The 19388-nt window shown below is 66.3% G+C and carries 18 protein-coding genes; 8 read left to right on the forward strand and 10 right to left on the reverse strand.

What is annotated here, in order from left to right; all coding sequences use genetic code 11:
* Positions 1–675: APC family permease (locus A3CW_RS0141330; protein ID WP_028208746.1), on the forward strand; the 675-nt coding region annotated here is incomplete at its 5' end.
* A 121-nt stretch (positions 676–796) separates the two neighbouring features.
* Here the strand turns inward: A3CW_RS0141330 and A3CW_RS0141335 are convergent.
* The 7 genes from A3CW_RS0141335 to A3CW_RS0141365 all read right to left on the reverse strand — a co-directional run bounded on the left by A3CW_RS0141335 (position 797) and on the right by A3CW_RS0141365 (position 7120).
* Entirely contained in the window at positions 797–1591 is a 795-nt protein-coding gene (locus A3CW_RS0141335) for a DODA-type extradiol aromatic ring-opening family dioxygenase (protein ID WP_028208747.1), read from the reverse strand.
* Between the two features lie 150 nt (positions 1592–1741).
* Positions 1742–2365, reverse strand: a complete 624-nt coding sequence (locus A3CW_RS0141340) for a UbiX family flavin prenyltransferase (protein WP_281175179.1) — start codon at positions 2363–2365, stop codon at positions 1742–1744.
* A gap of 143 nt (positions 2366–2508) precedes the next feature.
* Positions 2509–2820, reverse strand: coding sequence for a Grx4 family monothiol glutaredoxin (grxD, locus tag A3CW_RS0141345; RefSeq protein ID WP_028208749.1), 312 nt, complete (start codon positions 2818–2820; stop codon positions 2509–2511).
* Positions 2821–2904: 84 nt separating this feature from the next.
* Positions 2905–3774, reverse strand: coding sequence for a peptide chain release factor N(5)-glutamine methyltransferase (gene prmC, locus A3CW_RS0141350; RefSeq protein WP_028208750.1), 870 nt, complete (start codon positions 3772–3774; stop codon positions 2905–2907).
* Positions 3775–3787: 13 nt separating this feature from the next.
* The gene (gene prfA, locus A3CW_RS0141355; protein WP_028208751.1) at positions 3788–4870 is read right to left on the reverse strand and encodes a peptide chain release factor 1; all 1083 of its coding nucleotides are present in this window, start codon (positions 4868–4870) and stop codon (positions 3788–3790) included.
* A 105-nt stretch (positions 4871–4975) separates the two neighbouring features.
* A complete protein-coding gene (gene hemA / locus A3CW_RS49450) occupies positions 4976–6346 on the reverse strand; it encodes a glutamyl-tRNA reductase (RefSeq protein ID WP_081772068.1) in 1371 nt (456 codons plus the stop codon).
* Positions 6347–6373: 27 nt separating this feature from the next.
* Positions 6374–7120 (reverse strand): response regulator transcription factor, encoded by a 747-nt coding sequence (locus A3CW_RS0141365; protein ID WP_028208752.1) that lies wholly within the window; start codon positions 7118–7120, stop codon positions 6374–6376.
* A gap of 196 nt (positions 7121–7316) precedes the next feature.
* Between A3CW_RS0141365 and A3CW_RS0141370 the strand changes: the two genes are divergently transcribed.
* The 3 genes from A3CW_RS0141370 (at position 7317) to A3CW_RS0141380 (ending at position 10135) form a co-directional block, all read left to right on the forward strand.
* Complete coding sequence (locus A3CW_RS0141370) at positions 7317–7574, forward strand: hypothetical protein (RefSeq protein WP_028208753.1); 258 nt, start codon at positions 7317–7319, stop codon at positions 7572–7574.
* Between the two features lie 79 nt (positions 7575–7653).
* Complete coding sequence (locus A3CW_RS0141375) at positions 7654–9468, forward strand: aminopeptidase P family protein (protein ID WP_028208754.1); 1815 nt, start codon at positions 7654–7656, stop codon at positions 9466–9468.
* Between the two features lie 43 nt (positions 9469–9511).
* Positions 9512–10135: an HAD family hydrolase gene (locus tag A3CW_RS0141380; RefSeq protein ID WP_028208755.1), complete on the forward strand. Its 624-nt coding sequence runs from the start codon at positions 9512–9514 to the stop codon at positions 10133–10135.
* A gap of 26 nt (positions 10136–10161) precedes the next feature.
* Here the strand turns inward: A3CW_RS0141380 and A3CW_RS0141385 are convergent, their stop codons facing one another.
* From A3CW_RS0141385 to ychF, 3 genes are all read right to left on the reverse strand, one after another.
* Positions 10162–11319: a DUF748 domain-containing protein gene (locus A3CW_RS0141385; protein ID WP_028208756.1), complete on the reverse strand. Its 1158-nt coding sequence runs from the start codon at positions 11317–11319 to the stop codon at positions 10162–10164.
* Positions 11320–11465: 146 nt separating this feature from the next.
* Positions 11466–13130 (reverse strand): energy-dependent translational throttle protein EttA, encoded by a 1665-nt coding sequence (gene ettA, locus A3CW_RS0141390; RefSeq protein ID WP_028208757.1) that lies wholly within the window; start codon positions 13128–13130, stop codon positions 11466–11468.
* A gap of 37 nt (positions 13131–13167) precedes the next feature.
* Positions 13168–14262, reverse strand: a complete 1095-nt coding sequence (gene ychF, locus A3CW_RS0141395; RefSeq protein WP_028208758.1) for a redox-regulated ATPase YchF — start codon at positions 14260–14262, stop codon at positions 13168–13170.
* Between the two features lie 282 nt (positions 14263–14544).
* Here ychF and A3CW_RS0141400 point away from each other — a divergent pair, with 282 nt between their 5' ends.
* The 4 genes from A3CW_RS0141400 to A3CW_RS0141415 all read left to right on the forward strand — a co-directional run bounded on the left by A3CW_RS0141400 (position 14545) and on the right by A3CW_RS0141415 (position 19347).
* Positions 14545–15717, forward strand: a complete 1173-nt coding sequence (locus A3CW_RS0141400) for a UbiH/UbiF family hydroxylase (RefSeq protein ID WP_028208759.1) — start codon at positions 14545–14547, stop codon at positions 15715–15717.
* A 187-nt stretch (positions 15718–15904) separates the two neighbouring features.
* Positions 15905–16636, forward strand: a complete 732-nt coding sequence (locus A3CW_RS0141405) for a DsbC family protein (RefSeq protein WP_028208760.1) — start codon at positions 15905–15907, stop codon at positions 16634–16636.
* Between the two features lie 135 nt (positions 16637–16771).
* A complete protein-coding gene (locus A3CW_RS0141410) occupies positions 16772–18562 on the forward strand; it encodes a M61 family metallopeptidase (RefSeq protein WP_028208761.1) in 1791 nt (596 codons plus the stop codon).
* Positions 18563–18750: 188 nt separating this feature from the next.
* Positions 18751–19347 carry an FMN-dependent NADH-azoreductase gene (locus A3CW_RS0141415; RefSeq protein ID WP_028208762.1) on the forward strand — a complete coding sequence of 199 codons (597 nt, stop codon included), beginning with the start codon at positions 18751–18753 and terminating at the stop codon, positions 19345–19347.
* Positions 19348–19388 lie beyond the last annotated feature (41 nt).

Below are 19388 nucleotides of genomic sequence, written 5' to 3' on the forward strand. Positions count from 1 at the left end.
ACCTATATGGCGACGACCTCGCGCATGATCTACGCGATGGAGCGCAACAACACGATGCCGAAGATGTTCGGCAACGTGCACCCGTTCTACGGCGTGCCGCGCAACGCGATGTGGTTCAACCTGCTCGTCTCGTTCATCTTCATGTTCTTCTTCCGCGGCTGGAGTTCGCTCGCNGCGGTGATCTCGGTGGCNACGGTGATTTCGTACCTCACGGGTCCGATCAGCCTGATGGCGCTCAAGCGCGCCGCCTCGGACATCGAGCGCCCGCTCTCCGTGCCGTTCATGAAAGTGATCGCGCCGTTCGCATTCGTCTGCGCGTCGATGATCCTGTACTGGGCGAAGTGGCCGCTGACCGGCGAAATCATTCTGCTGATGGTCGTCGCGCTGCCGGTGTACTTCTACTTCCAGCGCAAGCAAGGCTTTGAAGGCTGGGGCCAGGATCTGAAGGCCGCATGGTGGCTGTGCGCATATCTGCCGATCATGGCGCTCCTCTCGCTGATCGGCAGCAAGGAGTTCGGCGGCGCCGGTCTGCTGCCCTACGGCTGGGACATGCTGGTCGTCGCGCTGATCGCGCTCGTGTTCTATTACTGGGGCGTGAATTCGGGCTATCGCTCGCCGTACCTCGCGGAACGCCAGGAGCACGACGAAGTCCTCGAGGGTATCGGCGCGCACTAAGTGTCGAGCCGGACGCCGAACCAAGCGTCGCGCAGTACAAAAAGCCCGCCTGAAGCGATTCAGGCGGGCTTTTTTTGCCTTTTGAGCAAAAGCGAAGCCGGCGTGTCGGCTCGCGGCGGCTTTATTGCACGGCGCTGCCGAACACGTAGTTCGTCATCGCGAGCGCGCGCTGGTAGGTGCCAAGCGACTGCACCCCGAGCGTGTAGTCGTCGTCGGCTGCGCCGAGCGCCGCGAAGATGGGCAGCAGGTGCTCGTCGGTCGGGTGCATGAGAACCGCATGCGGGGCGCGCTGGCGGTAGTCGAGCAACGCGTCGATGTCGCGCGCGGCGAGGTGATTCTCGAACCATTGCGTGAACTCGGCCACGCGCGGATCGGCGTCTTCCGGCCGCGCCGAGAAGTCCGCCTCGCGCAGGTTATGCGTGATCTGGCCAGAGCCGATCACCATCACGCCGTCGTCGCGCAGCGAGCGCAGCGCACGGCCAAGCGCGAAGTGATGGGCGGCGTCGGCGCGCGGCTGGATCGAAAGCTGGGCGACGGGCACGTTCGCGTCGGGGAACATCAGCAGCATGGGCACCCACGCGCCATGGTCGAGGCCGTGCGCTTCCTCATCCACGGGTACGCCTTGCTCGCGCAGCAGCGCCGCTGCGCGCTGGGCCATCTCGGGCGCGCCGGGCGCCGGATACTGGATCTCGTAGAGCGCGCGCGGAAAGCCGTAGAAGTCGTGGATCGTCTCAGGCTGCGTGGCGGTGCTCACCACGGGGCGCATCGTGCCCCAATGCGCGGAGAGCATGAGCACCGACTGCGGACGCGGCAAATGCTCCGAGAGCACGGCGAAGCCGCCAGAAGGCAGCGACGGGTCGATCGGCAGCGTCGGAGCGCCGTGCGAGAGGAAAAGGGTAGGCGTGCGGGTGGTCATGATCGTGGGCTGACCGCGCCAGGGCGGTCCGAAAGTATCGTATTGCGATCAATATAAGACCGTACCGTCGCGAATTAAACGGGGCGAAGGGGAATTGATTGTGTCACCGCTATTGATAATCGGTGCAGCAGGCAATCGCGCGCTCGGCGCTTATTCGTCGGTGCCGCGCAGCCCCGGCCAGGCGGGCGAGAGCGCGGGCCCGAGCGCGAACAGGTCGAGCACGCGCGCAACCGTGTGATCGACCATCTCGTCGATCGAAGCCGGCTGGTTGTAGAAGGCCGGCAACGGCGGGAAGATCACGCCGCCCATTTCGGTCACGGCCGTCATGTTGCGCAGATGCGCGAGGTTGAACGGCGTTTCCCGCACGAGCAGCACGAGACGGCGGCGCTCCTTGAGCGTGACGTCGGCGGCGCGCGCGATCAGGTTGTCGGAGAGACCGTGGGCGACGCTCGCGAGCGTCTTCATCGAGCAGGGCGCGACGATCATACCGTCGGTCGCGAACGAGCCCGAAGCGATGGTCGCGCCGACGTCGCGCACGGAATGCACGACATCGGCGCGTGCGTGCAGCTCGTCCTTGCTGAGTTGCAGTTCGTGCTGGATGTTGAGCCAGCCCGCCGCCGAAACGAGCAGGTGCGTTTCGACGCCGCCGAGCCGCCGCAGCATGTCGAGCATGCGCACGCCGTAGATCGCGCCCGTGGCCCCCGTGATCGCGACGATCAGCCGGCGTTGCGGCAGTTGTGCGATAGCGGACGAGGCAGGGAGGGCGGTATTCACGTCAGGCGGGAGTCGGAGCGAAGGCGAGGTCGAGGCGAAAACGACGCATGCAGCGCCTCGTGAAAAAGCGCTGGCATGGCGTACCGCACTCGGGACGGAACAGGCGCAACGTCGTGCGCCCGATGCCGCCCCGTGGCTGGGTATTACGCCGCGGCGAAAAGCTGCTGCAGCTCGCCGTTCTGGTACATCTCCATCATGATGTCCGAGCCGCCGACGAACTCGCCCTTCACGTAGAGCTGCGGGATGGTCGGCCAGTTCGAGAATTCCTTGATGCCCTGGCGGACCGCGTCGTCTTCGAGCACGTTGACGGTCTTGAACTGATCGACGCCGCAGGCTTTCAGGATCTGCACCGCGCGACCGGAGAAGCCGCACATCGGGAACTGCGCGTTGCCCTTCATGAAGAGGACGACGGCGTTTTCGTCGACGATCTGCTTGATGCGTTGTTGGGTGTCCATGACTGACCTTGCGATTGAATTGATGCTGAATACGTTGGAATGCAGGATGAAATGATAGCGGATTTCGCCCGTGCGAGCCCGACGTTACCGGGAGCTTTCCTGGTCGGCCGGCTGCGGTAGACGGCCTCCGCTGATGCGTTCGATGCCGGCCAGATCGCGCTCGGAGCGCACGTCCTTGAAACCGGCGTGTTCCAGCAACGCCCGGACGGCGGCCGCCTGGTCGTAGCCGTGCTCCATCCAGAGCACGCCGCCCGGCGCGAGCCGGGCAGGTGCGCCCGCGACGATGGCGCGCAGGGCGGTGAGGCCGTCGGCTTCGTCGGTGAGCGCGCCGCGCGGCTCGAAGCGCAGGTCGCCTTGTTCGAGATGCGGATCGCCGCTCGCGATATACGGTGGATTGCTCACGATCGCCTCGAATCGCAGCGCCGCATCGAGCGTGTCGTACCAGCTGCCCGCCACGAACGCGAGCGGGCCGCCGGGACGTTGGGCGTCGAGCAGCTTTGCGGCGTTGCGCGCGGCCACCTCGAGCGCGGCCGCCGAGCGATCGACGGCCCAGACGCGCGCATCGTGGCGTGCCGAGGCGAGCGCCACGGCAATCGCGCCGCTGCCGGTGCCGAGGTCGAGCACGCGGGGCTGTGCGACGCCTTCGAGCGCCGCGAGCGCGGTTTCCACCAGCAGTTCGGTATCGGGGCGCGGAATCAGCACGTCGGGCGTCACATCGAAGTCGAGGCCGTAGAACTCGCGCGCGCCCACGAGCTGCGCGATCGGCTCGCCACGCACGCGACGCGCTTCGAGCGTGCGGTAGGCGGCCACGCGGGTCGCGTCGAGCGCCCGATCGCCGCGCGTGATGAGTTCGGTGCGGCGCCAGCCGAGTACGTGCATCAGCAGAATGCGTGCTTCGAGCGCGGACAGCGGCGTGGCGCGCAGCAGCGCCTCGGCGGTAACGGCTTCGCTCATGTCTCTTGCGCGCTCAATCGGCGTCGCCGAGCGAGGCGAGTTGCTCGGCCTGATGTTCGGAGACGAGCGCGCCGATCAGCTCGTCGAGGTCGCCGTCCATGAGCGCTTCGAGGCGATAGAGCGTGAGATTGATGCGGTGATCGGTGAGCCGCCCCTGCGGGAAGTTGTAGGTGCGGATGCGCTCCGAGCGGTCGCCCGAGCCCACGAGGCTCTTGCGCGTCGCCGCTTCCTTGGCGTGCTGCTCCTGGTACTGCTTGTCCTTGATGCGCGCGGCGAGCACCTTGAGCGCACGGTCCTTGTTCTTGTGCTGCGAACGGTCGTCCTGGCACTCCACGACGATGCCGGTCGGAAGGTGCGTCACGCGCACGGCCGAATCGGTCTTGTTGATGTGCTGGCCGCCCGCGCCCGAGGCACGGAAGGTGTCGATGCGCAGGTCGGCGGGATTGATCTCCACTTCGCCGATTTCGTCGGCTTCCGGCATCACCGCGACCGTGCAGGCCGACGTGTGGATGCGGCCCTGCGTTTCGGTGGCGGGCACGCGCTGCACGCGATGGCCGCCCGACTCGAACTTGAGCTTCGAGTACGCCGCCTCGCCCGCAATGCGCACGATCACTTCCTTGTAGCCGCCCAGATCCGACTCGCTCGCCGACATCATCTCGATCTGCCAGCGGCTGCGCTCCGCGTAGCGCAGGTACATGCGCAGCAGGTCGCCCGCGAACAGGGCCGATTCGTCGCCGCCGGTGCCCGCGCGGATTTCGAGGAACACGTTGCGGTCGTCGTTGGGGTCCTTCGGCAGCAGCATCATCTGCAATTCGTGCTGGAGCTGCGCCATGCGCTCGCGCGCGGCTTTCACCTCTTCTTCGGCGAAGTCGCGCATCGAGGCGTCGGAGAGCAGGTCTTTCGCCGCGGCCTCGTCGTCTTTGGCCTGGCGCCACTGCCCGTAGTGCTCGACCACGGGCCCCAGCTCCGCATGCTCGCGCGTGAGCTTGCGGTACTGGTCGCGGTTCGAGGTCACGTCGGGACGGCTCAACAGGTCGTTCAGCTCGGCCAGGCGCGTAGTCAGCTGGTCGAGCTTCGATTGCATGCTCGTTTTCATCGGGCGGTGCGGAGCGGGCTCCGGATAGGACTGCGAGAGAGAAGAGGCGGGCGGGCGGCCCGGTCGTGCAGGGCACGCATGGCGCGCGCCCGACCGCGAGCGTCGCTAACGGTCCGAACTGCCGGACGAGTCGGAAGAGCCGGCGGAATGCGGCGAGGCGGTGACGTCCGCCGCGGACTGCGCGTCGTCGTCGGCTCTCGCCGGCTGGCCGTGGCGGTAAAAGCCGCCCATCAGCTCGATGAGCGAATCGCGCTGATCGCCGCTCGACGTGTTGAGCGCATGGGTCGGGCCGTGGATCAGCTTGTTGGTGAGCGACTGCGACAGCGCTTCGAGCACGGCCGATGGGTCGTCACCGCGCGCGAGCATCTTGCGGGCGCGTTCGAGTTCGGCGCGACGCAGCGTGTCGGCCTGGGTGTGCATGTGGCGGATGACCGGCACGATGCTGCGCGAGTCGAGCCACTGCATGAAGTTCGCCACGCGCGACTCGATGATCGTCTCGGCCTGCGCGACGGCGGCCTGGCGCGAAGCATTGCCTTCGCGCACGATCGTGCCGAGATCGTCGACGGTATAGAGGAACACGTCTTCGAGCTGGGCGACTTCGGGCTCGATGTCGCGGGGCACCGCGAGGTCGACCATGAAAATGGGGCGGTGACGGCGCGCCTTCACCGCGCGCTCCACCGCGCCGAGTCCGATGATGGGCAGCGTGGACGCCGTGCAAGAGACGATGATGTCGAACTCGTGCATGCGCGCGGGCAGATCGGAGAGCGGAATGGAGCGGCCGCCGAAGCGTTCCGCAACATAGCGCCCGCGCTCGGCGGTGCGGTTGGCGACCACCAGTTCGCGCGGCTGCTGCGCGGCGAAGTGCGCGGCGCACAGTTCGATCATCTCGCCCGCGCCGATGAAGAGCACGCGCTGGTTGGCGATCTTGTCGAAGATGCGCTGCGCGAGGCGCACGGCGGCGGCGGCCATCGAAACCGACTGCGCGCCGATTTCGGTCGTGCTGCGCACTTCCTTCGCCACGGCAAAGGTGCGCTGGAACAACTGGTTCAAATAGGTGCCGAGCGCGCCGGCCTCGGTCGCGGTGCGTACCGCCGTCTTCATCTGGCCGACGATCTGCGTCTCGCCCAGCACCATCGAATCGAGCCCCGAAGCCACCCGGAACGCATGACGCACCGCTTCGGACTGCGGCAGCGTATAGACGTGCGGCGCAAGTTCCTCTTCGCGGATGCCGTGGTAGTGCGAGAGCCAGCTCACGGCGGCGTCGCGCGAGCTTTGTGCGTCGGTCGCGCAGTAGAGCTCGGTGCGGTTGCAGGTAGAGAGAATGGCGGCTTCCGGCGCGCTCAGCGAACGCTTGCCGGACCACGCTTCCTTGAAGAGGGCGAGCGCGGGCTTGATCTGTTCGAGCGGAAACGCCACGCGTTCGCGCAAGGCGACGGGCGCGGTGTGGTGATTGATTCCGATCGTTAGAAGCTGCATACCATGGGGGCGAGATTTAGGCGGATATTATAACTTTTCCTCGCTTCCGACATTCGCGCCGACAGAGTCCGACACTCCGGTAGGTGATATGGGGAGCCTTTCGAGCTGGTAGCCATAGCCGTACAAAGTGGTCAAACGCCAGCCGTGCTCCGGCCCGAGCTGCAATTTGCTGCGCAGGCGGGAGGCGTGCGTGTCGAGCGTGCGCGACCGAACGTCGCGGTTCAGATTCCACACGGTTTCGAGAATGCGTGCCCGCGAAACGGGGCGCGATGCATTGGTGAAGAGCAGCAACGCGAAACGGTATTCCTTGGGTGTGAGCGTGACGGTGTGACCCCGAAACGACACTTCGTAGCGCGCGGAATCGAAGAGGTAGTCGCCAAAACCATGACGGGCGCGGTTGCGCGGCCGGCGCACGCCGGCGCGGCGCAGGAGCGCGTCGATGCGCGCGAGCATTTCGGGGCCGCGCACGGGCTTGGCGATGCAGTCGTCCGCGCCGGCCTGCAGACTCGCGACGATTTCGCTTTCATGGGGCGCGAGCATCAGCGCGATCGCGGGCAGACCGGGGAGGAGCTTGCGCACCTGGGGGATGAGGTCGTCGGCGCCGGCGTCGCCGCACCACCATGCTGCGATCAGCAGGTCGAAGGTTTCCTTTTCGAGGGTTTCGAAGAGTTGTGCGCCGAGCGGGAAATGGTGGCATGCATGCCCGCCCGCAATGAGCAGGCGGACGAGGGTTTCGGCCTGACGGGTGTCCGGTTCGACAAGGGCGATTCGCATACGAGAGAGTGCGGCTGGGGGCGGCCCGGACGCGCTTGCCTTGCGCAATCCCGCCCCCTACACTCAACCGCTACGCGGGAAGCGCCGAGCCGACCGTTTTCCAGTATTAATAGAGATTAATCAGGCTACCAATGCTAGCTCTCGTGCTTCGGCGGTCCTATCGGACTTATCCGAAAACCTATAGGACAAGTCCTTAATGGGCTGGCCCGGTATCGTCATTCTTGGTCTGGCAGTGGGCTGCGCGGGGTGGTGGCTCCATCCCTTGCGCCACGCCGCACGTCACGGACTCGCGCTGGCGGTCGTGGCCGGCGTGCTCGGCGCGGCGCTCGCGAACGCGGCGGGCAGTGCGACCGGCCTCTTCTACGATGGCGAGTTGCTCCAGTGGCCGCTTTGCACGGCGCTCGCGCTCGTTTTCGTGGGCGTGTGCGTGGCGCTGCGCGCGCGACGCGGCTAGTCGTGCGCAGCCGGGCCTCCCAGGCGCCGCCTTTGGCCGAACCCCGATCTTCCGCTTCAAATTCTTCGCAGGTGAAAACATGAACGCCCGACTCCCCGAAACCTCCTCGATTCCCGAACGCATTGCCGCCCTGCGCGCCGCGCTGACGCGCGCCGGTGTGGATGCCGTCCTCGTGCCCTCCGCCGATCCGCATCTGTCCGAATACCTGCCGCGCCGCTGGCAGGGGCGCGAGTGGCTCTCGGGCTTCACTGGCTCGGTGGGCACGCTCGTGGTGACGAAGGACTTCGCGGGCGTATGGGTGGACAGCCGCTACTGGGTGCAGGCCGAGCAGCAACTGGCCGGCACCGGCATCCAGCTCATGAAGATGATGGGCGGCCAGCAGAGCGCGCCGCACATCGACTGGCTCGCGCAGAACGTGAGTGCGGGCGGCGCGGTGGCCGTGGATGGCGCGGTGCTCGGCGTCGCCTCGGCGCGCGCGCTGGCCGAGGCGCTCAAGGCCCGCGATGTCGCGTTGCGCACGGACCTCGATCTGCTCGACGACGTCTGGCAAGGCCGCCCGTCGCTGCCGCTCGAGCCCGTGTACGAGCACGTCGCGCCGCACGCCGACACGAGCCGCGCCGGCAAGCTCGATCAGGTGCGCCGCGCGATGCAGGAGAAGGGCGCGCAGTGGCACTTCATCTCCACGCTCGACGACCTTGCCTGGCTCTTCAACCTGCGCGGCGCGGACGTGAACTACAACCCGGTATTCGTCGCGCACGCGCTGATCGGGCCGGACGACGCGACGCTCTTCGTCGCAGACGGCAAGGTGGGCGAGGCGCTCGTACAGTCGCTCGCGAAAGACAAGGTGCGCGTTGCGCCGTATGCCGAGGCCGCCGCCGCGCTCGCGGCGCTGCCCGCGAAGGCCGCGCTGCTCGTCGATCCGCGCCGCGTGACGTATGGCTTGCTGCAGGCGGTGTCGTCGGCGGTCAAGCTCGTGGAGTCGGTCAATCCGAGCACGTTCTTCAAGTCGCGCAAGACCGTCGCCGAAGCCGAGCACGTGCGCGCGACCATGGAGCAGGACGGTGCGGCGCTTGCCGAGTTCTTCGCGTGGTTCGAGGCCGCGCTTGGCCGCGAGACCATCACCGAGCTGACCATCGACGAAAAGCTTTCCGCCGCGCGTGCGCGCCGCGCGGGCTTCAAGTCGCTCTCGTTCGCGACCATCGCGGGCTTCAACGCGAACGGCGCGATGCCGCACTACCGCGCCACGCCCGAGTCGCACAGCGTGATCGAAGGCGATGGCCTGCTGCTGATCGACTCGGGCGGCCAGTACCTCGACGGCACCACCGACATCACGCGCGTCGTGCCCGTGGGCACGCCGAGTGCGGAGCAAAAGCGCGATTTCACGCTCGTGCTCAAGGGCATGATGGCGCTCTCGCGCGCGAAGTTCCCGCGCGGCATCCGCTCGCCGATGCTCGACGCCATTGCTCGCGCGCCGATCTGGGAAGCGGGCGCGGACTACGGCCACGGCACGGGCCACGGCGTGGGCTACTTCCTGAACGTGCACGAAGGTCCGCAGGTCATTTCGCACTACGCGCCGGCCGAGCCCTGGACCGCGATGGAAGAGGGCATGATCACCTCGGTGGAGCCGGGCATCTACCGGCCGGGCAAGTGGGGCGTGCGTATCGAGAATCTCGTGCTCAACCAGCGCGCCGAAACCACCGAATTCGGCGAGTTCCTCAGCTTCGAGACGCTCACGCTCTGCCCGATCGACACGCGTTGCATCGATCTCGCGCTCCTGCGTGCGGACGAGCGCGAGTGGCTCAATGCGTACCACCAGACGGTGCGCGTGCGCGTGGCGCCGCACGTGAGCGGCGATGCGCTCGCGTGGCTCGAAAAGCGCACGCAGCCGATCTGATTTCCCTGGTATCCCGATAGCGATCAAGCGGAGCGAGAAGCGCATGACGATCAAGGCAGTGGTGTTCGATTTCGGCGGGGTGCTCGTGGACTGGAGTCCCGAGTATCTCTATCGCAAGCTGATTCCCGACGACGACGAGCGCCGCTGGTTTCTCACGCACGTCTGCAAGATGGACTGGGTGATCCGCCAGGACGGCGGCGAGCCCATTGCCGTGGGTACCGAGGAGCTGGTCGCGGCGTTTCCCGAGCACGAAGCGCTCATCCGCGCGTTCTACGAGCGCTGGCACGAGATGGTCGGCGGCTTGCTCGCCGGGGGCGTCGCGACATTCGAGCGCCTGGAGGCGGCGGGCATGCCGATCTTCGGTCTCACGAACTGGTCGGCCGAGACGTTTCCGTGGGCGTGGGAGCGTTTCGGCATCCTGCGCCGCTGCCGCGATATCGTCGTGTCGGGCCACGTGAAGCTGGTGAAGCCCGATCCGGCGATCTTCCACGAGATGTTCCGCCGCATCGAGGCACAGTTGCCGGGCGTGAAGCCCGAGGAACTCGTTTTCATCGACGACAACGCGCACAACGCCGAAGCGGCCACGGCGCTCGGCTGGCACGGCGTGCACCACACGAGCAACGCCACCACCGACGCGAAGCTGCGCGAACTCGGCCTGCCGGTCTAACCAGGCTCGAGCCGGCTCCCCGCGCGCTATTTCGAGGCGGGTGCCGGCGCCGCCGGCTGCAGCAGACTGCGCAGCGCGTCGGCGATACCCTTCGCGGTTTGCCCGGCGCCCTTCGCCACCCCTTCCGCGCTAACCCCGAGCGCCTGCGCAAACCCTGCGCGCAACTCCGTCATCAGGTTTTCGTTGAGCTTGAACTTCGGGTCGCGCAGGTTGCCGTCGAGCACGAAATGCAGCGTGATCTCACCCTTGTGCGCCTTCAATGCGGCCACGGCGGCGCGCGTCGGGATCGACAGGAAGGTGTCCACCGCGTCGCCGCTTTCCGGGAGTTGCAGGTTGTGCAGTGTGACCGTGCCTGGCGCGTGCAGGTGATAGCCGCGTACGGTCGAGGTGAGATCGAGGTCGAGCGTGCCGCCCGTCACATTGGCCTTCGCGCCGGCCTTTTTAAGCAGATAGGGATCGATCGTGCGCACATCCACGCCACGCAGCGTCGTGTGGAGCTGCGCGTCCTTGCTCGCGATCTGGATCCAGCCGTCGAACGTGACGCGTCCTGTGTGCTCCGGGCCAATCACGTTGCCTGTGACCGAAACGCGGGTCGGCTCCGTAAGCGCAGGCAGCTGGATATTGTCGACGCTCGCCTGTGCGCGGTTCACCGTGACGCGCCACGGCGGATTGCTCACCGACCGGTCGTAGAAGTCGAATGTGCCGTTTTCGAAGCCGATATGGTCGATGACTTTTTCCTGCGGCAGGCCGCTTCCTCCCTGCGCGCCGCTCGCGGGCGTGGCGCTTTGCGTCATCTCTTCGCGCAGATTCGGCAGGATCAGGATCGAACCGCTTTCCCGACGCAGCACCGTCATCGTGAAATCGCTCACGGTGACGTCGCGAATATGCACGCGGTGCGAGATTAGCGCGCGCAAGTCGGGTGTGATCGTGATGCGCGCGGCGCGCAGCGTGTCGGCGGTGGGCCAGTTGGGCGGCGGCTTCAGGCGCACGTCAGTGAGTTCGACAGATGAGAGATTGAACGCCACGTTCACGCTGGCGGCCGTGCCGACGGGCGCGAGCGCGCGTTCCACGTACGCCTTCGCCTCGCGCTGCAGCGCGTAGAGCGTGCCGAGCGCCGCGAGCACGAGCAGAGCGACGACGATCGCCACGATGAGGAGAACACGGTTGCGCAACGGCATCGCCATACGGAATTCCTCGCGGAGCTGGGCTTAAGTAAGGCCCAAAGTGACCCTAAGCGTAGCGGCATTCGAGCAACCGTCATGCCGCGCGTGCTCCCAGAACGACAACGGCGGCCCGCAGGCCGCCGTTGTTTGCTATCGATCTCGCCTGCTTAGCGGCTGATCGGCTTGTAGCGCAGACGTTTCGGACGCGCGGCTTCTTCACCGAGACGCTTGATCTTGTCGGCCTCGTACTCGTGATAGTTGCCGTCGAAGAACGTGACTTGCGAGTCGCCTTCGAACGCGAGGATGTGCGTGGCGATACGGTCGAGGAACCAGCGATCGTGCGAAATCACCATCACGGAGCCCGCGAATTCGAGCAGGGCGTCTTCGAGCGCGCGCAGCGTTTCGACGTCCAGATCGTTCGACGGTTCGTCGAGCAGCAGGACGTTGCCGCCCGAAATCAGCGTCTTGGCCAGATGCAGACGGCCACGCTCACCACCCGAGAGGTTGCCGACGATCTTCTGCTGATCGCCGCCCTTGAAGTTGAAGCGGCCGATGTATGCGCGCGAAGGCGTTTCGTACTTGCCCACGGTGAGCACGTCCGCGCCGCCCGAGATCTCTTCGAACACGGTCTTGTCGGCGACGAGCGCGTCGCGGCTCTGGTCGACGTAGGCGAGCTTGACGGTCGGGCCTTGCACGATTTCGCCCGAATCCGGCTGCTCCTTGCCCGTGAGCATGCGGAAGAGGGTCGACTTGCCGGCGCCGTTCGGCCCGATGATGCCGACGATCGCGCCCGCGGGAATCTTGAAGCTCAGGTCGTCGATGAGCAGACGGTCGCCATAAGACTTGCTGACGTTCTTGAACTCGATGACCTCGTTGCCCAGACGCTCGCCCGCCGGAATGAAGATTTCCTGCGTTTCGTTGCGCTTCTGGTATTCGAGGCTCGACAGTTCCTCGAAACGCGCGATACGCGCCTTCGACTTCGCCTGGCGGCCCTTCGGGTTCTGGCGTACCCACTCCAGTTCCTTCTTGATCGCCTTCTGGCGAGCGGATTCCGACGATTCTTCCTGCTTCAGGCGCTCTTCCTTCTGGTCGAGCCAGCTGGAGTAGTTGCCCTTCCAGGGAATACCGTGGCCGCGGTCGAGTTCGAGAATCCACTCGGCGGCGTTGTCGAGGAAGTAGCGGTCGTGGGTCACGGCGACCACGGTGCCCGGGAAGCGCGTGAGGAACTGCTCGAGCCACTCGACCGATTCGGCGTCGAGGTGGTTGGTCGGCTCGTCGAGCAGCAGCATGTCGGGCTTTTCGAGCAGCAGTTTGCACAGCGCGACGCGGCGTTTTTCACCGCCCGAGAGGTTGCCGATCTTCGCGTCCCAGGCCGGCAGGCGCAGTGCGTCGGCGGCGATTTCGATCTGCTGTTCCGCGCTGCCGTCGGTCGTCGCGAGGATCGCTTCGTACTTCGCCTGCTCGGCGGCCAGCGCGTCGAAATCGGCGTCCGGTTCGGCGTAGGCGGCGTAGATCTCGTCGAGCTTCTTCTGCGCGTTGAACACGTCGCCCAGACCTTCCTCGACCGCTTCGCGCACGGTCTTTTCCGGGTCGAGCTGCGGCTCCTGCGGCAGGTAGCCGATGTTCAGATTCGGCATCGGCGTGGCTTCGCCTTCGATGTCCTTGTCGACGCCGGCCATGATCTTGATGAGCGTGGACTTGCCCGAGCCGTTCAGGCCGAGCAGGCCGATCTTGGCGCCGGGGAAGAACGACAGCGAGATGTCCTTGAGGATCTGGCGCTTGGGCGGCACGATCTTGCCGACCCGGTTCATGGTGAAGACGTATTGGGCCATAAGAGTGTCTTTGGAAACGGGAAGAAAAAGGTGTCGCTTACACGTTGAACAGGAAGTTCATCACGTCGCCGTCGTGCACGACGTATTCCTTGCCTTCGGCGCGCATCTTGCCGGCTTCCTTCGCGCCGGTTTCGCCCTTGTACTGGATGTAGTCGTCGAACGCGATGGTCTGCGCGCGGATGAAGCCGCGCTCGAAGTCGGTGTGGATCGCGCCCGCGGCTTGCGGGGCCGTATCGCCGACATGGATCGTCCACGCGCGCACTTCCTTCACGCCCGCCGTGAAGTACGTCTGCAGGCCGAGCAGCCTGAAGCCCGCGCGGATCACGCGGTCGAGGCCCGGCTCGTTCATGCCCATGTCGGCGAGGAACGCGATCTTGTCTTCATCGTCGAGATCGGCGATTTCCGCTTCGATCGCCGCGCACACGGCCACGACCGGCGAGCCCTCGGCTTCGGCGTGCTTGCGCACGGCGTCCAGGTAGGGGTTGTTCTCGAAGCCGTCGTCCTTCACGTTCGCGACGTACATCGTCTTCTTCGCGGTGATCAGGCAGAAGGGCTTGAGGAGCGCCTGTTCGTCCTCGTTCAGGTCGAGTGCGCGCACGGGCAAGGCCTGGTCGAGCTGCGCACGCACTTTTTCGAGCACGGCGACGAGCTTCGCCGCTTCCTTGTCGTTGCCCGACCTGGCGGCCTTCGAATAGCGCGTGAGCGACTTTTCGACGGTGGCGAGGTCGGCGAGCGCGAGTTCGGTGTTGATGACTTCGATGTCGGAGAGCGGATCGACCTTGCCTGCCACGTGGATCACGTTTTCGTCTTCGAAGCAGCGCACGACGTGCGTAATCGCATCCGTTTCGCGGATGTTCGCGAGGAACTGGTTGCCGAGGCCTTCACCCTTGCTCGCGCCCGCGACCAGACCCGCGATGTCGACGAACTCGACCACGGCCGGCACGACGCGCTCGGGCTTGACGATTTCGGCAAGCGCCTTCAGGCGCTGATCCGGCACTTCGACCACGCCGACGTTGGGCTCGATCGTGCAGAACGGATAGTTTTCGGCCGCGATGCCCGCCTTGGTCAGCGCGTTGAAGAGGGTGGACTTGCCGACGTTAGGCAAGCCGACGATGCCGCATTGGAGGCTCATGTAAATCTCTGCATGTCAGGGTGGTGACGTGCGGCTCGCCGCGCGCGAAGCGCCCGGGGCCGGGCGTCTCGCGAAAGCGGAAGCGGCGGGCGGGGCGGCGCAGGTGGCACGTCGGGGGACGTGACGGGGAGTCGCGAAAACCGTAATTGTAACCTCGTCCGGGTGAGGGTTAGCCGCGGGCGTCGCCGCGCCTCCGGGCCGCCTTCCTGCAACGCCTTGCTGCGCCGCAACACCGCGCCCGTCCGGCCCGGTCACACAAGCGCCCGCGGCTATAATGCGCGCATGACTGCAAGCAACCAGACCTTTGATGTCGCCGTGATCGGCGGCGGGCTCGTCGGCAAGTCGGCGGCGCTCGCGCTGACCCAGAGCGGCCTGCGCGTGGCGCTGCTCGCGCAACCGTGCGCGCCGCTGCCCGCGGGCGCCGTGTTCGACGCGCGCGTGTACGCCTTTTCGCGCAGTTCGCAGGCGCTGTTCGAGCGGCTGCGGGTCTGGCAGGCCGCCGATGCCGCGCGCCTCACGCCCGTTTACGACATGCGCGTGTTCGGCGACGCCGCGGCGGAGCTGCACTTCTCGGCCTATCAGGCGTCGGTTGCGCAGCTTGCGTGGATTGCCGAGTCGTCGGTCGTCGAGCGCGCGCTCGACGCCGCGCTGCACTTCCAGCCCAATCTCGCGTGGATCGACACGCGTGCACAGACGCTCGACGTGAAACCCGACGCGGCCGTGATCGGCCTCGCCAATGGCCGCACGATCGAAGCCGACCTCGCGATCGGCGCGGACGGCGCGCATTCGTGGGTGCGTGCGCAGATCGGCTCGAAGGTCGAGCGGCGCGATTACCGGCAAACCGGCGTCGTCGCCAATTTCCGCGCGGAAAAGCCGCACGGCGAAACGGCGTATCAGTGGTTCCGCGAGGGCGAGATCGTCGCCTTGCTGCCGCTGCCGGATCGGCACGTGTCGCTCGTCTGGTCGGCGCAGACCGAACATGCCGACGAACTGCTCAAGCTCGAACCGGCGCAGCTTGCCGCGGAAGTCGAGCGCGTCTCGCAAAGCCAGCTGGGCGCGCTCGAATGCGTCACGCCTGCGCGTGGCTTTCCGCTGTCGCTGCAAACCGTCGACCGGCTCGTGGCGCCCCGCGTCGCCCTGGTCGGCGACGCCGCGCATCTGATTCACCCGCTTGCGGGCCAGGGCGTGAACCTCGGCTTGCGCGACGTTGCCGCGCTCGTCGACGTGGTCACGAAGAAAGAGGCGTTCCGCGATCTCGGCGACATCGTGCTGCTGCGCCGCTACGAGCGCGGCCGCCGGGAGGACATCCAGAAGCTCGTCGTGGCCACCGACGGCCTGCAGCGGCTCTTCTCGTTGCCCGGCACGCTCGCTCGCGCGGTGCGCAATACGGGTATGGCGTTCGTGGGCGCGCAGCCGCTGCTCAAACGCTGGCTCGTGGCCTCGGCGCTCGGCTAATATCCACGGGCTTTATCGTTCATCTACCGCCCATTTGCCGCTCAAGCGGGCATTTCGGTTGCTTGAGGCCCGCTGCAGCTTAGAATGGACGTATTGGCCGCGCCCGCAGCGCATGCCGCTCCGGCCATCCAACGGAACTCTGCGCGCGCCGCCCCTGCGCGGCGCGCCCGAATCAGGAATGCATCCCATGCAAACGCGTATTCGATTTGCCGCGCTCGTGATCGCGGTAGCCACCTCGGCGCTCGGCTGCTCGGCTCAGGCCGACCAGACCACCGACAAGATCAAGTCGGCGCTGCAGACGCGCCTCGGCATCGACGCCAGCGACATCAAGGGCATCACCAAGGCGCCCATGCCGGGCCTTTACGAGATCAACCTCGGCACGCAGATCGTCTACAGCGACGCCAACGGCGACTACGTGCTCAACGGCGAACTCATCGACACCAAGGCGCACCGCAATCTCACCGAGGCGCGCCTGAACGAAATCAACAAGGTCGATTTCGCGAAGCTGCCGCTCGAGAACGCGGTCAAGGTCGTGAAGGGCGACGGCAAGCGCAAGATGGCCGTGTTCTCCGACCCGAACTGTCCGTACTGCCATCAGCTGGAAAACACGCTGAAGTCCGTGGACAACGTGACGGTCTACACGTTCCTGTATCCGGTGCTCTCGCCGGATTCGACGGCGAAGGCCAAGCAGATCTGGTGCTCGTCGGACCGCGCGAAGGCGTGGGAGTCGTGGATGGTGGACCGCAAGGCGCCCACGGCGGCCGGCACGTGCGACACGGCCGCCATCGACAGCAATCTCGCGCTCGGCCAGAAGATGAACGTGACCGGCACGCCCACCGTGATCCTCGCCGACGGCACGCGCCTGCCGGGCGCAGTCAGCGCCGACCGGCTCGAACGCGGACTGAACGGCGCGCACTGACGCCTCGCCCGAACCCGCCGGCCGCTTTTGCGGCCGGTGCTTTTTTTGTCCGGCGCTTTTGTCCGTTTTTGTCTGCCGGGCATACTGAATTTGCATTGCAGCGTCTGCTGACCGACTCTCTCACCGATCCCGCCGATGAAGCCGATCCGATACACCATCGTCCCGAAGAATCCCGCCGCGCATCTGTTCGAGGTGACGCTCACCGTGGAAGACCCCGCGCCGGACGGCCAATGCTTCATGCTGCCCGTGTGGATTCCGGGCAGTTACATGGTGCGCGAGTTCGCGCGCAACATCGTCACGCTGCGGGCCTTCAACGACGCGGGCCGCAAGGTGCGCGTCACGAAGACCGACAAGCATGCGTGGCAGGCCGCGCCCGTGAAGGGCGCGCTCACGCTGCGCTACGAGGTCTACGCGTGGGACCTGTCGGTGCGCGCGGCGCATCTCGACGACACGGTGGGCTTCTTCAACGGCACGAGCGTGTTTCTCGCGGCACTCGGCCATGAGGAGGCGCAGCACGCGGTCGATATTCAGCGTCCGGACGGGCACGCCTACCGCCACTGGCGCGTGGGCACGGCGCTCACGGAAGCGCGCGGCACCAAGCGTTACGGCTTCGGCGAGTACACGGCCACGAACTACGACGAGTTGATCGATCATCCGGTCACGCTCGGCGAATTCACGCTCGCGAGCTTCAAGGCGCACGGCGTGCCGCACGACATCGTGATCGCGGGCCGCGTGGTCGCGCTCGACACCGAGCGTCTCTCCGCCGACCTGAAGAAGATCTGCGAGGCGCAGATCGCGCTCTTCGAGCCGCGCACGAAGCGCGCGCCGATGGAGCGCTACGTGTTCATGACGCAAGCCGTGAGCGACGGCTACGGTGGCCTCGAGCATCGCGCATCGACGGCGCTCATCTGCAATCGCACCGACCTGCCGGTGAAGGGCAGGCCGGAGACGTCGGACGGCTATCGCACCTATCTCGGCCTGTGCAGCCACGAATACTTCCACACGTGGAACGTGAAGCGCATCAAGCCGGCGGCGTTCGTGCCGTACGACCTCACGCGCGAGGACTATACGTCGCTGCTGTGGCTGTTCGAGGGCTTCACGTCGTACTACGACGACCTCATGCTCGTGCGCAGCGGGCTCATTTCCACAGACGAATACTTCGGCCTGCTCGGCAAGACGATCGCCGGCGTGCTGCGCGGGGCGGGGCGGCTGAAGCAGAGCGTCGCGGAAAGCTCGTTCGACGCGTGGGTGAAGTACTACCGTCAGGACGAGAACGCGTCGAATGCGATCGTCAGCTACTACACCAAGGGCTCGCTCGTGGCGCTGTCGTTCGACCTCGCGATTCGCGCGCAGACGAACGGCCGCAAATCGCTCGACGACGTCATGCGCCTGCTGTGGCAGCGCTATGGGCGCGACTTCTATCGCGGCAAGCCGGTCGGCGTGGGCGAGGACGAAGTCGAGGCGCTGATTGCCGAGGCGACGGGCGTGGAGCTGGGCGCGCTCTTTAGCGACGCCGTGCGCGGCACGCGCGACCTGCCGCTCGCAACGCTGTTCGAGCCGTTCGGCGTGACGCTCGAGGGGGAGCCCGAGCGCGGCGCGAAGCCGTCGCTCGGCGCGCGGCTGCGTGGCGGTGCCGAAGCGACGCTTGCCGTGGTCTACGAAGGCGGCGCGGCCCAGAAGGCGGGGCTGTCGGCTGGCGACACGCTCGTTGCGCTCGACGGCCTGCGCGTGACGGGCTCGAATCTCGACGCACTGCTTTCGCGTTACCAGCCGGGCACGAAGGTCGATATCCACGCGTTCCGCCGCGACGAGCTTCGCGTGGCGCGTCTGACCCTCGACGCGCCCGACGTCGCGCGCTACAAGCTCGCGGCCTCCGACAAGCGGGCGCCCGCGCGCGGCTTGCGCGAACGCTGGCTGGCGGCGTAAGCCGCCGGGCGGGGCTCGGCGGTACCAAAGACGGCGTGGGGACTGATCCCGCGCCGTCTTTTCGTACCGGCGATTGTTCTATCGCTGCAACGATCCGTCATCCGCGGACTACTTTTTCGGGGCGCAGTAAAAAAACACAATGGCTTCACTCGCGCAACGTTGCGCAACAGAGACCCGAAGGAGCCACCATGACCACGATCCTGCAAATCAATTCCGCCGCCCGCTCGCAAGGCGCCCAGTCGACGCTGCTCGTCAACGAATTGACGGCCAGACTGCAACAAGCGAATCCGGGCGCGCAAGTCGTCACGCGTAACCTGCAAGCCGATCCGCTGCCGCACCTCGACGACGCCGTGCTCGGCGCGTTCTTCACGCCGGCCGAGCAGCGCACGCCGGAGCAGCAGGCCATCGCCGCACGCAGCGAAGCGCTGATCGCAGAACTGCAGGCAGCGGACGTCATCGTGATCGGCGCGCCGATGTACAACTTCGGCGTCTCGTCGCAACTCAAGACGTACTTCGACTGGATCGCGCGTGCCGGCATCACGTTCCGCTACACCGCAAACGGTCCCGAAGGCCTCGTGAACGGCAAGAAGGTGCATGTCGTTTCGGCACGCGGCGGCAAGTATCAAGGCACCCCGCACGACAGCCAGACGCCGTACCTGAAGTCGTTCCTCGGCTTCCTCGGCATGACCGACGTGAACTTCATCTACGCCGAAGGCCTGAACATGGGCCCGGACGCGGCAAGCGCCGCGCTCGCCGGCGCGCGTGAGGCGATCGCTGCAGCGTAAAGTACGCGCTTGACGGCTGATTGACGGCTGTAAAAGCAAAA

The sequence above is a fragment of the Paraburkholderia nodosa DSM 21604 genome (genome assembly GCF_000519185.1).
GTDB classification, from domain to species: Bacteria; Pseudomonadota; Gammaproteobacteria; order Burkholderiales; family Burkholderiaceae; genus Paraburkholderia; species Paraburkholderia nodosa.

Coding starts and splice junctions, on each gene's coding strand:
- hemA (WP_081772068.1), bottom strand. CDS start 6,346: ATGCAGCTTCTAACGATCGGAATCAATCACCACACCGCGCCCGTCGCC.
- ychF (WP_028208758.1), bottom strand. CDS start 14,262: ATGAGCCTCCAATGCGGCATCGTCGGCTTGCCTAACGTCGGCAAGTCC.
- A3CW_RS0141400 (WP_028208759.1), top strand. CDS start 14,545: ATGACTGCAAGCAACCAGACCTTTGATGTCGCCGTGATCGGCGGCGGG.
- prmC (WP_028208750.1), bottom strand. CDS start 3,774: ATGAGCGAAGCCGTTACCGCCGAGGCGCTGCTGCGCGCCACGCCGCTG.
- A3CW_RS0141370 (WP_028208753.1), top strand. CDS start 7,317: ATGGGCTGGCCCGGTATCGTCATTCTTGGTCTGGCAGTGGGCTGCGCG.
- A3CW_RS0141385 (WP_028208756.1), bottom strand. CDS start 11,319: ATGGCGATGCCGTTGCGCAACCGTGTTCTCCTCATCGTGGCGATCGTC.
- ettA (WP_028208757.1), bottom strand. CDS start 13,130: ATGGCCCAATACGTCTTCACCATGAACCGGGTCGGCAAGATCGTGCCG.
- A3CW_RS0141415 (WP_028208762.1), top strand. CDS start 18,751: ATGACCACGATCCTGCAAATCAATTCCGCCGCCCGCTCGCAAGGCGCC.
- A3CW_RS0141335 (WP_028208747.1), bottom strand. CDS start 1,591: ATGACCACCCGCACGCCTACCCTTTTCCTCTCGCACGGCGCTCCGACG.
- prfA (WP_028208751.1), bottom strand. CDS start 4,870: ATGAAAACGAGCATGCAATCGAAGCTCGACCAGCTGACTACGCGCCTG.
- A3CW_RS0141365 (WP_028208752.1), bottom strand. CDS start 7,120: ATGCGAATCGCCCTTGTCGAACCGGACACCCGTCAGGCCGAAACCCTC.
- A3CW_RS0141405 (WP_028208760.1), top strand. CDS start 15,905: ATGCAAACGCGTATTCGATTTGCCGCGCTCGTGATCGCGGTAGCCACC.
- A3CW_RS0141375 (WP_028208754.1), top strand. CDS start 7,654: ATGAACGCCCGACTCCCCGAAACCTCCTCGATTCCCGAACGCATTGCC.
- A3CW_RS0141410 (WP_028208761.1), top strand. CDS start 16,772: ATGAAGCCGATCCGATACACCATCGTCCCGAAGAATCCCGCCGCGCAT.
- grxD (WP_028208749.1), bottom strand. CDS start 2,820: ATGGACACCCAACAACGCATCAAGCAGATCGTCGACGAAAACGCCGTC.
- A3CW_RS0141380 (WP_028208755.1), top strand. CDS start 9,512: ATGACGATCAAGGCAGTGGTGTTCGATTTCGGCGGGGTGCTCGTGGAC.